Source organism: Clostridium sp. MCC328, from assembly GCF_018785465.1.
Lineage (GTDB): Bacteria > Bacillota > Clostridia > Lachnospirales > Lachnospiraceae > Pilosibacter > Pilosibacter fragilis.
On record NZ_WQPW01000090.1, the window covers coordinates 23,232 to 38,339 of the forward strand.

At 50.2% G+C, this 15,108-nt stretch carries 13 protein-coding genes; all 13 read left to right on the forward strand.

The window, feature by feature from the left end; genetic code table 11:
* Positions 1-31: 31 nt before the first annotated feature.
* Positions 32-1,798 carry an arginine--tRNA ligase gene (argS, locus tag GPK83_RS12405; RefSeq protein WP_215704912.1) on the forward strand — a complete coding sequence of 589 codons (1,767 nt, stop codon included), beginning with the start codon at positions 32-34 and terminating at the stop codon, positions 1,796-1,798.
* A gap of 366 nt (positions 1,799-2,164) precedes the next feature.
* The gene (locus GPK83_RS12410) at positions 2,165-5,371 is read left to right on the forward strand and encodes a DEAD/DEAH box helicase (RefSeq protein ID WP_215704913.1); all 3,207 of its coding nucleotides are present in this window, start codon (positions 2,165-2,167) and stop codon (positions 5,369-5,371) included.
* A 151-nt stretch (positions 5,372-5,522) separates the two neighbouring features.
* Positions 5,523-6,902 carry a D-alanyl-D-alanine carboxypeptidase family protein gene (locus tag GPK83_RS12415; RefSeq protein WP_215704914.1) on the forward strand — a complete coding sequence of 460 codons (1,380 nt, stop codon included), beginning with the start codon at positions 5,523-5,525 and terminating at the stop codon, positions 6,900-6,902.
* Between the two features lie 21 nt (positions 6,903-6,923).
* Positions 6,924-7,127, forward strand: coding sequence for a hypothetical protein (locus GPK83_RS12420; protein ID WP_015554108.1), 204 nt, complete (start codon positions 6,924-6,926; stop codon positions 7,125-7,127).
* Between the two features lie 6 nt (positions 7,128-7,133).
* A complete protein-coding gene (locus GPK83_RS12425; protein ID WP_345941813.1) occupies positions 7,134-8,021 on the forward strand; it encodes a metallophosphoesterase in 888 nt (295 codons plus the stop codon).
* Between the two features lie 123 nt (positions 8,022-8,144).
* Positions 8,145-8,936 carry a segregation/condensation protein A gene (locus GPK83_RS12430; protein ID WP_117469603.1) on the forward strand — a complete coding sequence of 264 codons (792 nt, stop codon included), beginning with the start codon at positions 8,145-8,147 and terminating at the stop codon, positions 8,934-8,936.
* 88 nt (positions 8,937-9,024) lie between these two features.
* On the forward strand, positions 9,025-9,786 hold the full coding sequence (scpB, locus tag GPK83_RS12435; protein WP_144363871.1) for an SMC-Scp complex subunit ScpB: 762 nt from the start codon (positions 9,025-9,027) through the stop codon (positions 9,784-9,786).
* A complete protein-coding gene (gene nrdD / locus GPK83_RS12440; protein ID WP_015554111.1) occupies positions 9,783-11,915 on the forward strand; it encodes an anaerobic ribonucleoside-triphosphate reductase in 2,133 nt (710 codons plus the stop codon). Before scpB ends, nrdD begins: the two co-directional genes overlap by 4 nt.
* A 345-nt stretch (positions 11,916-12,260) precedes the next feature.
* Positions 12,261-12,755, forward strand: coding sequence for an anaerobic ribonucleoside-triphosphate reductase activating protein (nrdG, locus tag GPK83_RS12445; RefSeq protein WP_215704915.1), 495 nt, complete (start codon positions 12,261-12,263; stop codon positions 12,753-12,755).
* A 26-nt stretch (positions 12,756-12,781) separates the two neighbouring features.
* Entirely contained in the window at positions 12,782-13,096 is a 315-nt protein-coding gene (locus GPK83_RS12450) for a hypothetical protein (protein ID WP_015554113.1), read from the forward strand.
* A gap of 208 nt (positions 13,097-13,304) precedes the next feature.
* The gene (locus GPK83_RS12455; protein ID WP_215704916.1) at positions 13,305-14,120 is read left to right on the forward strand and encodes an Rpn family recombination-promoting nuclease/putative transposase; all 816 of its coding nucleotides are present in this window, start codon (positions 13,305-13,307) and stop codon (positions 14,118-14,120) included.
* A 442-nt stretch (positions 14,121-14,562) separates the two neighbouring features.
* Entirely contained in the window at positions 14,563-14,952 is a 390-nt protein-coding gene (gene tnpA / locus GPK83_RS12460; RefSeq protein WP_252196348.1) for an IS200/IS605 family transposase, read from the forward strand.
* Positions 14,915-15,108, forward strand: a 194-nt coding sequence (locus tag GPK83_RS12465; protein ID WP_215704917.1) for a helix-turn-helix domain-containing protein, incomplete at its 3' end; no start/stop codon positions are given. The genes tnpA and GPK83_RS12465, both read left to right, overlap by 38 nt.

Here is a 15,108-nt window from a genome sequence, read left to right on the forward strand (position 1 = left end):
AGACTGGCACGCTAAAAAAGGAGAAAATCAGATGAAAAAAATTCTGGATATCATCACAGATGAGATGAAAAAAGCTTTTGCGGCGAACGGTTACGATGAGAACTTTGCAAAAGTGACTCTGTCCAACCGCCCGGATCTCTGCGAATACCAGTGCAACGGCGCGATGGCAGCCGCAAAGACATATAAAAAGAAACCGATCGATATCGCGAACGGTGTAGTAGAACAGTTAAAAGACAGCGAAGTATTTGAAGAAGTGAATGCCGTTATGCCGGGATTCATCAACTTGAAATTAGACCCGGCTTTCCTTTCCAGCTACATGAACGGAATGAAGGGCGCAAAGAAGCTCGGAATGGACGAGGTCGAGAAGCCGGAGACAATCGTTATCGACTACGGCGGAGCAAACGTCGCAAAGCCGCTCCACGTCGGACATCTCCGTTCCGCGGTGATCGGTGAGGCGTTAAAGCGCATGGGACGCTTTGTGGGCCACAAGGTCATCGGAGACGTTCATCTCGGTGACTGGGGACTCCAGATGGGCCTTATCATCGAGGAATTAAAGGACAGAAAGCCGGAACTTCCGTACTTTGACGAGAGCTTTACCGGAGAGTATCCGGAGGAAGCGCCGTTTACGATCTCTGAGCTTGAGGAGATCTACCCGGCAGCCAGCGGAAAATCCAAGGTTGACGAGGCATTCAAGGAGCGCGCCCAGGAGGCGACCTTCAAGCTTCAGAGCGGATACGCGCCGTACCGTGCGATCTGGAAGCATATCATGAATGTTTCCTTAAAAGATTTAAAGAGAAACTACGCAAACCTTGACGTGGATTTCGACCTGTGGAAAGGTGAGAGCGACGCGCAGCCGTATATCCCGGGCCTGATCAAGGACCTCCAGGATAAAGGACTTGCATATGAGAGCCAGGGTGCTCTCGTTGTTGATATCGCCGAGCCGACCGATACCAAGGAGCTTCCGCCGTGTATCGTAAGAAAATCCGATGGCGCGGCCCTCTACGCGACTTCCGACCTTGCGACCATCGTTGAGAGAGAAGAAGATTTCAAGCCGGATCACTATATCTACGTAGTGGACAAGCGTCAGGAACTCCACTTTACACAGGTCTTCCGTGTCGCAAAGAAGGCAGGGATCGTTCCGGCAGACCGGAAGATGGATTTTGTCGGCTTCGGTACCATGAATGGAAAGGACGGAAAGCCGTTTAAGACGAGAGAAGGCGGCGTTATGCGTCTTGAGAACCTGATCGCGGATATCGATGAGGCGGCTTACAACCGTATCATGGAGAACCGTACCGTTTCTGAAGATGAGGCGAAAAAAACGGCTGAGATCGTAGGTCTCGCTGCCTTAAAATACGGCGATCTCTCTAACCAGGCCACAAAGGACTATGTCTTCGATATCGACAGATTTACTTCCTTTGAGGGAAATACAGGTCCGTATGTTCTCTACACGATCGCGAGAATCAACTCCATCTTAAAGAAATACAGCGATACCTGTGAAAATACAGAGAATGGCGAGATCCTTCCGCCGTCCGCAGAGCCGGAGAAGACCTTGATGCTCGCCCTCTCCCGGTACAGCGATGTGATGCTTACCTGCTTCGAGGAGCTTGCGCCGCATAAGATCTGCGCTTACATTTACGAACTCTCAAATGCGTTAAATCACTTCTATCATGAGACGAAGATCATCGCTGAGGAAGACAGGAAGAAACAGGCGGGGTACATCAGCCTTGTTACGTTAACACGTGATGTGTTAATGACATGCATTAACGTTCTGGGATTCAGCGCACCGGAACGGATGTGATGAAACAGCCTGTCATGCGGCTATGCAGAAGGGCAGGCTTGCCTGCACAGATGCATAGCCATATGACAGGCAAAACTTCATGAGCAAGAAAGCCGACAGGCTGGATTGCGAATGAAGTTAGGATCGTGGGAGCACGAAGTGCGGAACGATCCGTTTCAGGGCTGGAAAGCAATAAAACAAACCGCGGCTATGCAGAAGGGCAGGCTTGCCTGCACAGATGCATAGCCATATGACAGGCAAAACTTCATGAGCAAGAAAGCCGTCAGGCTGGATTGCGAATGAAGTCAGGATCGTGGGAGCACGTAGTGCGGAACGATCCGTTTCAGGGCTGGAAAGCAATAAAACAAACCGGGGGGACGGAATGATATGGAAGTAACGGAACTTACTGCCGAAGCCTTCTGGAAAGGCGAGACAGAGATCAGGGGAACCGTCATGGACGGGGAAGATGAATACCGTGTCCGTATCCTGCGCAAGGGTAGTCAGAATTTTGACTACTCTTGTTCGCATATCAGTAAAACGGGAAGAAATCTCGGCTTTTGCGGAGTATCCTGCACACAGGGACCCGACGGGATCCCCATGTGCCCGCATGCCCATGCCCTGCTTGCGGAATGGCTCCGGAGAGAGAGCAGGGAGTCGAAACATCCGGTCTCCACATCCCAGAAAGTCCGGTTTATGGTCCGGGAGTACACGAACCGCGAGGTGAGCCGGATCATGGGGGCCTCCGAGGAGGGACATTACCGTCTGATCCCTATCGTTACGATCTCAAGAGACCAGGTGCGGGTCCGCTTCACGGTGGGCCGTGAAAAACAGTACCCGGTGAAGGATCTGACAGCCTTCGCGAAGGCGATGGAAACCATGAGCCTTGTCCAGTACGGAAAAGGGCTGGCGTTCCATCACAGTCTTCAGGCTTTCGATGAGGAGAGCCGGGCGCTGGCGCTTCTCATCATGGAACGTGTCGGCTTTTTTAGGGAACAATACCGCGGAAACGGCCGGTTTTCCATGGAAGCGGAACCGGCGTTAAAAGAACTGATCCTGGGAAAAGCCGGACGAGAGCGGTTCTTTGCCATCATGGACGGTCAGACCATCGAGTGTGAGGATTACCGGAAGAAAAAGAGAATGCTGACGGTAAAACGGGAAAATCCTACATTTACCGCTGTTGTAAAGAAAGAGGGACGGGACGGGATCAAGGTCACTGTTGACAAGGACATTATGGCCTTTTCCGGCGAAAAGTCCTTATTTATCGCGGACCAGGAATCGATCTGCCGCTGCGATCCAGACTACACGGAGTGCCTGACCGTATTCATGGAATACATGGTCATGGGGCTTGATGCGGAGAATGAAGTCTCCGTCAATGACCGGGACATGCCGCTCTTTTATGAGAGAGTTTTGAGAAAGCTGGAGCCTTTCGGACTGATCCGCTCCGAGGGCGTGGATCTCGAGAGCTACCGCCCGAAGGAATTGAAGGCCTCCTTCTATTTTGACAGCGATGCCGCTGGAACCGTCACCCTGCGTCCGGAGCTCGCCTACGGCGATTTCTCCTTTCACCCGCTGGCGGACGAGAATGTCCCGAAAGAGATCTGCCGGGATGTCCCGGGAGAATTCAAGGTGAGCCAGCTGATCACCACCTACTTTAAGTATACGGAAGACGGATCCGGAAACCTCGTGATCAAGAATGACGATGAGGCGGTATATCGTCTGATCTCCGAGGGCATGAAGAAGTTCATGGATACCGGGGATGTGTTCGTGTCCGAGTCCTTCAAGAAGATCCGTGTCCTGCCGCCGGTGAGCGCATCGGTCCAGGTACGGACACTGGGAAAATGGCTGGAACTTGAGGTAGACACCGGGGCGCTTCCGAGGGAAGAACTCGCGGCGGTGCTGGCGGCTTACGGAAAGAAAAAGAGCTTTTACCGGATGAAGAACGGCGATTTCCTGACACTGGGGGACGGTGGACTTCTTACGGTCGCAAAGATCGCGGAACAGCTCGGTGTCGCGAAGGAACTTGTGGGTTCTGACACGATAAAGCTCCCTGCATACCGCGCTATGTTCCTGGATGCGGCGTTAAAAGAGGATAAGAGCGTCAGCGTGTACCGCGACCAGCTGTTCAAGGCTGTTGTCCGTGGCATGAAGGACGTGGAGGACAGCGATTACGAGATCCCGAAACGCCTTGCATTGACGCTTCGAAGCTACCAGAAGGTGGGCTACCGGTGGTTAAAGAGCCTGGATGCCTACGGCTTTGGCGGAATCCTTGCGGACGAGATGGGTCTGGGAAAGACGATCCAGGTCATCGCCCTTTTGCTGGATGAAAAGGCAGAGAACGGCGGCACGTCTCTCGTGGTGTGTCCGGCATCCCTGGTATACAACTGGGAGAACGAGTTTGCCCAGTTTGCTCCGGAGCTTAAGATCATGACGGCGGCGGGGAACCAGGCAGAGCGCGAGGAGATGTTCGCAGCTTATGAGAAGGAGCGCCCGGATGTGATCATTACGTCCTACGACCTCTTAAAGCGCGATATTCTCTGGTACCATGAAAAGGAATTCCGCTTCGAGATCATTGACGAGGCCCAGTACATCAAGAATTCCTCCACACAGGCAGCGAAATCCGTGAAGGCTGTTCCGGCAAAGACGAGATTTGCCCTGACAGGAACACCCATTGAGAACCATCTTGGGGAACTCTGGAGTATCTTTGACTTCCTGATGCCGGGATTTTTATTCACGTCACAGAAGTTTAAGCGTGCGTTTGAGATGCCGATCGTGAGGGACCAGGATCCAAATGCCCTGGTTCAGTTAAAAAAGCTTACGGGACCGTTTATTTTGAGGCGTTTAAAGAAAGATGTCTTAAAGGAACTTCCGGATAAATTAGAGACGGTTCTCTACTCCAACATGGAGGGCGAGCAGAAAGACCTCTACACGGCGGCGGCAGCTTCCTTAAAGGAACAGCTCATGGAGGGAACTGACGGAGATTACGGAAAAGAGCGGATGCAGATCCTCGCGGAGCTCATGCGTCTGCGCCAGATCTGCTGCGAGCCGTCTCTATGCTTTGACGGCTACAAAGGTGGATCCGCGAAGCTCGATACCTGTATGGAGCTTCTCTTAAACGGAACATCTGCGGGACATAAGATCCTCCTGTTCTCCCAGTTTACATCGATGCTTGAGATCATCGCGAAGCGCTTAAAGAAGGAGAAGATCCCGTTTTACCTGCTCACCGGCTCCACGCCGAAGCGGGACCGCGTGCAGATGGCGTCTTTGTTCCAGAAGGACGATGTGATGGTGTTCTTAATCTCACTGAAGGCCGGCGGAACCGGATTAAACCTCACTGCGGCGGATGTGGTGATCCACTACGATCCGTGGTGGAACGTGGCGGCACAGAACCAGGCCACAGACCGCGCCCACAGGATCGGACAGGAGAACCAGGTCTCCGTATTCAAACTCATCACGAAGCACACCATCGAGGAGAATATCCTGAAGCTTCAGGAGATGAAGCGGGATCTGGCGGATACCGTGGTGACGGAAGGAACAGGAGCGCTCAGCAGTATCACGAGAGAAGACCTCATTCGTATGCTGGACGAAGATATATAAGCGATATGCCCGTATCAGATGGACATACGGTTCCTGTCAGCGCGAGACGTAGACGGGAACGCTTGAAGCGACATAAGAAAATCGACAGAAAATTGCAAAGCTTTTTCGGTGGGTCTATGGTAGCATAGAGAAGGAAAAGGAGGAAAGAAAAATGAGAAAAATGAACAGATTTATCCCGGTCGCACTTGCGTGTGCCATTTTTGCGGCACAGCCGGTGCAGGCGGCTACGATCATCCGGGACAGCGATAAACAGGCCACCAGCCAGAACAAACAGACGACAAACACGACCCAGAATCCCCAGACTGGAAACGAGGGCGGTCCGGGATATGAGGACAGCAAGCCCAATACATCAAATAATACAACAAACACAACCGGTCAGAGCCAGGTGAGCGCAGAGGCAAAAGCGGCAGCGGATGCCATCGCAAAGCCGACGATCTCCGCGGAGGCCGGAATCCTCTACGATGTGACGAACGGAAGAGTTCTCTTCGAGAAGAATGCCGATGAGAAGCTTGCTCCAGCCAGCACCACAAAGCTTATGACAGCGCTTCTCGTGCTGGAAAAAGCAAACCTGGACGGCAAGGTGACATTCTCAAAGACAGCAGTCACAAACCTGGAGTCCGGAGCTGTGAAGATCGGACTCGTGGAGGGCGACCAGGTCTCCGTGAAGGACAGCCTCTATGCCCTGCTTTTAAAATCTGCCAATGAGGTCGCAAACGGACTCGCGGAGCATGTCTCCGGCAGTATTTCTGCCTTCGCGGAGCTCATGAACGCGAGAGCGGCGGAGCTCGGCTGTACGAACACACATTTCGTGAATCCAAACGGCTTAAATTCCGATCAGCAGTATACTACATGCCGCGATATGGCGAAGATCGCAGCTGCGGCCTTCGCAAATAAGACGCTCTGCGAGATCGACTCCACACTGAGCTACAAGTTCCCGGCGACAAAGGCAGCTGCGGCAAGAACCATCACTCCGGGCCACAAGATGCTCTACCCGAACGATTCCAGATATTATGCGGGAATCGTCGGCGGAAAGACGGGATATACTTCCAAGGCAGGAAATACTCTTGTGACCTGCGTGGAGAAAAACGGCGTCCGTATGGTTGCGGTGATCTTAAAATCCAAGAGCACCCACTATGAGGATACAAAGAAGATGCTGGACTATGGCTATCAGTATGTCAATACAGAGAAGTCCGGAAGCACATCCGCAGGAAAGCAGACAACTGCCGGACACTGGGTACAGGATAACGGCAGCTGGAGATACGAGTTTGCCGACGGAACAAAGGCAGTAGGAACGATCTACACGATCGATGCCGCTGATTTCGGTTTTGATACGGACGGAAAGATGGTAACAGGATGGAAGATGTTCGGCACCGAGTGGCACTATTTTGAGACAAACGGAAAGATGGTAAAGAGCGCATGGAGACAGGATTCCGGTAAGTGGTTCTATCTCGACGCGGAGGGAAAGATCGCGAAAAATACCACGATCGATAACAAGTATGTAGTCGGCGCAGACGGCGCATGGGTACAGTAAAAATAAAAAGGAGTATTGATCATGAAAGAAAGAGTAAAAGTAATGCAGGACGTGTACGAGAACCGTTCCACAAATAAGAAGGCAGCAGGATGCACCGTCATCATCAGCGGAGAGATGAAGGAAGTTATGGATAAGATCATCGCAAAGCATCCGGAGTACAAGAGCTATGCACAGGCATTCGCAGGCGTTGTTGAGCGCGGGATCCGCGTATTTGAGGAGGAGTAATCCGATTTGGGAACAGCAGTGTTTCTGGCAGCCAGTGTCATGGCTTTTGGGGCCGGCTGCCTGGCACGTTCCCGGTATGAGAGGGACTGCCTTGTAACGGAAGAGTACCGGATCGCCTCGGAGAAGATCCACGGACAGGGAAAGACCATCGTCTTCCTGACTGATCTCCACAATAAAGAATTCGGGGAAGAGAACAGCCGTCTGCTTGAGACCGTGCGGAAGGTGAAACCGGATGCCGTGCTTTTTGGCGGGGACGGAATGGTTGCAAAGAGGGGAAATTCTGATGTCAGGATCCCGCTGGCGCTTCTGACAGAGCTTGCGAAGGAGTTTCCGGTATACTGCGGAAATGGAAATCATGAGAGCCGGATGTTATGGAAATCTGAGATTTACGGTGAGGCTTATGAGAATTATCGGACAGCCCTGGAAAATGCAGGGATCCGTTATCTCTCCAACGAGGCGGCGGATCTCGACAGCGATATCAGGATCTATGGCCTCGATCTTCCAAAGAGCGCCTATCTGCCGCGGTCGGGAGAGATCCCTGAGGGTCTTTTGAAGGAGACCCTGGGAGAGCCGGACCCTGAAAAGTTCTGTCTTCTTCTGGCCCATTCTCCGCTGTTTTTTGAGGAGTATGCGGCGTGGGGAGCGGATCTCGCACTTTCCGGACATTTTCATGGCGGAACCATCCGGCTTCCGCTTGTGGGCGGAGTCATGACACCCCAGTACCAGTTTTTTTATCCGCGATGCGCGGGATATTTTGAACTTCCGGGAAAAGGAAGAGAAAAGAGCCGGATGATCGTCGGACGGGGACTTGGGACCCACTCGATCAATATCAGGCTGAATGATAAACCACAGGTGGTTGTTGTGAGGCTCTGCGGGGCTGATACGCAGCAGTAGGGACAAAATGTGAACGGCGTGATGAAGAGTGTGCATACGCACATTCTTTTTTGCGGTTATATATCGAATTGTTGGACATGGGCTTTTTGAATGGAAGACTTTGAAAACATACTTGAGGTGCATATGGAATTATCGTACAAACTGGAAAAGTTTGAAGGTCCGCTGGATCTTCTTCTCCATCTGATTGAAAAAAACAAAGTGAATATCTATGATATCCCGATCGCCGAGATCACGGACCAGTATATGGAGTACGTGCGGCAGATGGATGAGGAAAATCTGGATGTGGTCAGCGAATTCCTTGTGATGGCGGCGACGCTTCTCGACATCAAGGCGCGGATGCTGCTGCCGAAAGAAGTGAATGAGGAGGGCGAGGAGGAAGATCCGAGAGCGGAACTTGTGATGCGTCTCCTGGAATATAAGAAATACCGGCTGATGTCGGAGGAACTTAAGGACATGGAGTCCGGGGCGGACCGGGTGTTCTACAAGGATCCGACGATACCGCCGGAGGTCAAGGAATATGCAGAGCCGGTGGATCTCGATAAGCTCCTGGACGGAGTGACGCTCACGAAGCTTCAGAAGATCTTCGAGTCGGTGATGAAGCGGCAGCAGGATAAGATCGACCCGGTCCGCAGCACCTTCGGAACCATCAAAAAAGATCCGGTGAGTCTGGAGGACAAGATCACCTCTGTTCTGGGATATGCCAGAAAGCACCGGAAATTCAGCTTCCGGCAGATGCTGGAAAAGCAGAACGACAAGACAGAGGTCGTCGTGACGTTCCTGGCACTTTTAGAGCTCATGAAGGTGGGGAAGATCCATCTGACCCAGGAACATCTCTTTGACGACATGTGCATAGAATCTCTTGAGCCGGAAGGCGAAGAAGAGGATATTGCTATCGATGTCACAACTGCTCAGTAGGTTTGCGCATTTACTGCGCGGGACTGTAAAAAATCGGACAGTTCCGTTACCAGTATGAGTAGGAGAATACCACTGTGGAGGAAAATGAATGAGAGTGGAAAATCTGAAAAAGCAGGAGTCCGTTGTGGAGTCCGTGCTGTTTACCATGGGGCAGTCTGTGGAGATCCGCCAGCTTGCGGCAGCGTTGGAATCGGATGAGGAGACGGCCATCCAGGCCGTGGAGCGCCTGAAGGAGAAATATGACAAGAGAAAGGCGGGCATGCAGATCGTGCGTCTCGATGACAGCTACCAGATGTGCAGCCGCGCCGACTATTATGAACATCTGATCCGCGTGGCGGCGACACCAAAGAAGCAGGTGCTGTCGGACGTGGTGATGGAGACGCTGGCGATCATCGCCTACAAGCAGCCGGTGACGAAGGCAGATATCGAGAAGATCCGGGGAGTAAAGTCCGATCACGCAGTGAACCGTCTTGTGGAGTATGACCTGGTGTATGAGGCGGGCCGTCTCGATGCGCCTGGAAGACCGGCACTTTTTGCCACGACGGAGGAATTTCTGCGCCGCTTCGGAGTCGGATCTACGGAACAGCTCCCGGAGATGAATGTGGAGCAGCGGGAGGAAATCCGGAGCGAGGTCGAGGAGGAGCTGAACCTTAAAATCGACGAGGAAGGTCATCTGATCGATGAGCCGGAAAAGGATGCGGGGACGGCAGAAGAACCGGTAGATTCGGAAACTGGAATGGAAAAAACAGAAGAGAATGAAAGTGGCGCAATCATAAGCGATACAGAGATAGAGAAAGAAATAGAAAGCGAAGACAACAGCGAAACCGATGAGGAGGATTCCATATCATGAAATGCAGTGAGATCAAAGTGATCAAGAAAGACGGGACAAAAGAAGAATTCAATGTCCAGAAAGTCCTGGCGGCGGTGAACAAGTCCGCAAACCGTGCGATGATAATCTTCTCAAAGGCTGAGAGCAAATTTATCTGTGAGTTCGTGGAGGAGAAGGCGGAGGAACTGGACCAGTCAGAGGTGCCGATCGCCCAGATGCACAATATCGTCGAGGGCGCCCTGGAGCGCGTCAATCCGGTGGTCGCAAAGAGTTACCGCGATTACCGCAACTACAAGCAGGATTTCGTCCAGATGTTGGATGAGGTCTACAAAAAGAGCCAGTCCATCATGTATATTGGCGACAAGGAAAACAGCAACACCGACAGCGCCCTGGTCTCCACGAAGCGGAGCCTGATCTTCAACGAGTTAAATAAATCCTTATACCAGAAGTTCTTTATGACCGTTGAAGAACTTCAGGCATGCCGCGACGGCTATATCTATATCCACGACATGTCCGCGCGCCGTGATACGATGAACTGCTGCCTCTTTGATGTCAATGAGGTCTTAAGCGGCGGATTTGAGATGGGAAATATCTGGTACAACGAGCCGAAGACTTTGGATGTGGCTTTTGACGTTATCGGCGATATTGTCCTGAGTGCCGCAAGCCAGCAGTATGGCGGTTTTACGGTGCCGAACGTGGAGAATATCCTGGCGCCTTACGCGGAGAAATCTTACGGAAAGTATATCACAAAGTATATTGACCTTGGCCTCGATGAGGAGAAGGCAAAAGAAGTGGCATGGAACGACGTTCAGCGCGAGATGGAACAGGGATTCCAGGGATGGGAGTACAAGTTTAACTCTGTTTCCTCCAGCCGCGGTGACTACCCGTTTATCACCATGACAGCGGGAACCGGAACAAGCCGCTTCGCGAAGATGGCCACTATCACGATGCTGAACGTCAGAAAGAAAGGTCAGGGAAAAGAAGGCCACAAGAAGCCGGTACTGTTCCCGAAGCTTGTATTTTTATATGATGAGAACCTCCACGGACCGGGAAAAGAGCTGGAGGACGTCTTCGAGGCAGGAATCGAGTGTTCCTCAAAGACGATGTATCCGGACTGGCTGTCATTGAGCGGTGAGGGATATATCGCCAGCATGTATAAAAAGTATGGAAAGATCATAAGCCCCATGGGGTGCCGCGCCTTTCTTTCCCCGTGGTATGAGAGAGGCGGCATGGAACCGGCGGACGAGAATGACGTTCCGGTGTTTGTTGGCCGCTTCAACATCGGCGTTGTGAGCCTGCATCTTCCGATGATCCTCGCGAAGGCGAGACAGGAGAGCAGGGATTTCTATGTGGTCCTCGACTACTACCTGGAGCTGATCCGTAAGATCCATATCCGTACCTACGCGTACCTCGGCGAGATGCGTGCCTCCACGAACCCGCTTGCCTACTGCGAGGGCGGATTCTACGGCGGACATTTGGGGCTTCACGATAAGATCAAGCCGCTCTTAAAGACCGCGACGGCGTCCTTTGGAATCACGGCGTTCAACGAGCTCCAGAGACTTTATAACGGAAAATCCCTGGTGGAGGACGGCGCCTTTGCCATCGAGGTGTTAAAGCATATCAACGAGAAGGTGGAGCAGTTTAAGCATGAGGACGGAAACCTCTATGCGATCTACGCCACACCGGCGGAGAATCTCTGCGGTCTGCAGGTAAAGCAGTTCAGGAAGAAGTACGGAATCATTGAGAATGTCTCTGACCGCGAGTACGTCAGCAACGGCTTCCACTGCCATGTGACTGAGGACATCACCCCAATCCAGAAGCAGAATCTGGAACACCGGTTCTGGGAGCTCTCCAACGGCGGAAAGATCCAGTATGTGAAGTACCCGATCGACTACAACAAAGAGGCGATCCGCTCCCTGGTCCGCCGAGCCATGAAGATGGGATTCTACGAGGGAGTAAACCTGTCCCTGTCTTACTGCGATGACTGCGGTCACGAGGAACTGAATATGGATGTGTGCCCGGTCTGCGGAAGCAAAAACCTCACGAAGATCGACCGGATGAATGGATATCTGAGCTATTCCCGTGTGAAAGGCGATACAAGATTAAATGACGCGAAGATGGCCGAGATCGCTGAGAGAAAGAGCATGTGATAAAACCAGTTTGCAGTGCACGGATTCAGGCATAAAAATGTGTTGCAAGCTTGCTTGCATAAGCATTTTTATGCCTGAATCCGTATAGGGCGAACGCCCGAGAGATTCTTGTTTTCATGTAAATGAAAACAAGAATATGAGCACTGCAAACGAGCGAGACAGAACTCATAAAAATGTGTTGCAAGCTTGTTTGCATAAGCATTTTTCTGCCTGAATCCGTATAGGGCGAACGCCCGAGAGATTCTTGTTTTCATGTAAATGAAAACAAGAATATGAGCACTGCAAACGAGCGAAACGCGTAAACGATTCTTACCAGAGACAGATCAAATAGAAAAGGAAAAACAAATGCGATACCACAACATAACAAAAGAGGACATGTTAAATGGCGACGGCCTTCGCACAGTCTTATGGCTGGCGGGCTGCAGCCATGCCTGTCAGGGGTGCCAGAACCCGATGACATGGGATGTGAAGGGCGGACTGCCTTTCGATGAGGCGGCGAAGGAGGAACTTTTTGAGGCCCTGGCCCCGTCCTGGATCTCCGGTGTGACCTTCTCCGGCGGCGATCCGCTCCACTGGCAGAATAGGAAGGAGACGGGAGCGCTGATCGAGGAGATCCACAAAAAATTCCCGGAAAAGACCATCTGGCTGTATACAGGATTTCTCTGGGAAGACATCAAAGACCTCCCGTTCTTAAAATATGTGTATGTTCTCGTCGACGGCCCGTTCGTTGAAGCGGAAAAAGATGTGACCCTGCACTGGAAAGGCAGCGCGAACCAGAGAGTGATCGACGTGAAAAAGAGCCTGGCACAGGGAAGTGTAGTTCTTTACGAGTCAAAATAGAATAATGGAGTGAAGGAGGAAAGCACATGTTCACAAAGTATATACTCTGTATTTTAACGATTGAATGGGCCGTGATTGGTACCTGGCTGTTAAAGGGAAAAGGAAAGTCCTACGAGCGGATTCAGAAGAACGATAAGATCCATGAAAAAGACCGTTTCATCCGCTTTCAGGGAATGAACCTTTTGTATCTTGCCCTGACTTCTTTCCTCGCCCTGCTCACAACATTCGCAGGCTCCGACCGCCTCACACTCCTCTTTTTCGCCGCCGTCTGCCTGTGTCTGTTCGGCCGGCTTCTCTACGGAAACTGGAAATTCGGCGGAAAGATCTGGATCCGGTGGTAAAATAGAATAAAAAACTTATTTTTGGGGCTGTCGCATTAGCATATCAGTTAGTACGGCAGTCCCATTATTGATATCAGAGTCGTTTTTACACGAAATTAAAGTTTATATAAACTTTATAATTTTAAACGTTTGATAACTTGAGACTGGTCCGCAGCTGGTTTATAATGAAGAAAATCATACAAAAGGTTCCTGAAAAAGAAAGGAAAACATGAGAAAAACATATCAGGAACTTGAATTTAAGGATGCGTTTATGTTTGCGGCGGTCATGTCCGATGCGGAAAGCTGCAGGGGAGTGCTGGAGCGGATTCTGGGAATCCCGATAAGAAAAGTAATGGTTCATGCGGAACATGTTCTCTTTGTAAATCCGGAAACAAGAGGTGTCCGTCTGGATGTGTATGCGGATGATGAACATGGAACGGTCTATAATGTGGAGATGCAGACAACGGACAATAAAAATCTGCCGAAAAGAAGCAGGTATTATCAAGGACAGATGGATATGACTGCTTTGAAGACAGGGAAAGATTTTGCAAGGCTGCCGCAGAGTATCGTGATCTTTATCTGCACATTTGATCCATTCGGAAGAGAGCGATACAGGTATACATTTGTGGAAACCTGCAGAGAAGATGGGGAACTTCTGGAGGATGGAACCTGCAAGATTTTTCTGAACACGAAAGGGAAAATTGAGACAGGGATAGGACAGGAACTTGTACGTTTCTTAAAGTGGATCGGTGAGCCTGATGTCGGGAAGGAAAAGGAAGAAAATGATCTGCTTATCACGAAACTTCGGACACAGATCACAGATTTAAAGAAAAATCGGGGAATGGAGGAAAATTATATGTTGTTTGGTGAAATGTTGGATGAAGAAAGGCGGCAAGGGCAGAAAGAAGGACTGCAGCAGGGGAAAATGGATATACTTTTAAAACTGCTGCAGGAGCATAAGATCGACGTCAAGACAGCAGCATCAATTATGGGAATGAATGAGGATGAGTTTGCAAAAGCGGTAAAAGAATGCCAGGAAGTCTAAAACAATATTTAAACAAGTCATAAAATCTAGAGGCAAATCTAACTATTTTTAATCTATCGTATCTGAAAACAAATCGATAAAGAATCAAAGAATGAATATCGGGAATCTATGTATGATTTAAAACAGGGCAGGATTCCAGAGGAATCCTACCCTAAATGTGATTGTAAACGATATTTAACAACACTTTGCAAGAATTCTCCCATCCCCTTTAGGTGGTGAGATGAATTGCCTTTTGGGAAAATCATGCAATATCTGGCATCTTAAAACTGCACATATCTGTGCACATAAATGAAAACAAATACAGAAGAACAAATGTTCTGAAAAGCATAGACAAACAAGTGTTCCTGTGTTATAATATAATCAGTCGAAAGTAAAAGGAAAGGCTGATTTTATGAGAAAATTGGACAGTAATGCACATTCAGTGTTTCTACTCTAGTATCATTTGATTCTGGTTATAAAATACCGAAAAAAGATACTGACGGATCCTGTTTCTGAGCGTGCACGGGAGATTTTTGAATATATCGCTCCGAAGTATCATGTTACATTAGAGGAATGGAATCATGATCGGGATCATGTTCATATCATGTTTCGGGCCCATCCGAAATCGGAACTCAGCAAATTTATTAATGCGTATAAAAGCGCAAGCAGCCGATTGATTATAAAAGAGTATCCGGAGATTCGGCAGAAGCTTTGGAAAGAAATGTTCTGGAGCCAGAGTTTTTGTCTGTTAAGTGCTGGAGGTGCACCCATTGAGGTTATCCGCCAGTACATAGAAACACAGGGAGAAAATAAGAGTGAACATCGTGTACCGTTTTCGGATCTACCCGAATAAATCTCAAAAAGAACTATTTGCAAGGACATTTGGCTGTGTGCGTTTCGTGTATAACCGGATGCTGGCAGAGAAGAAAGAATATTATGAGAAAACCGGAAAAGTATTAAAGGTTACGCCTGCAAAATATAAGGCAGAGTTTCCGTGGCTGAAGGAGGT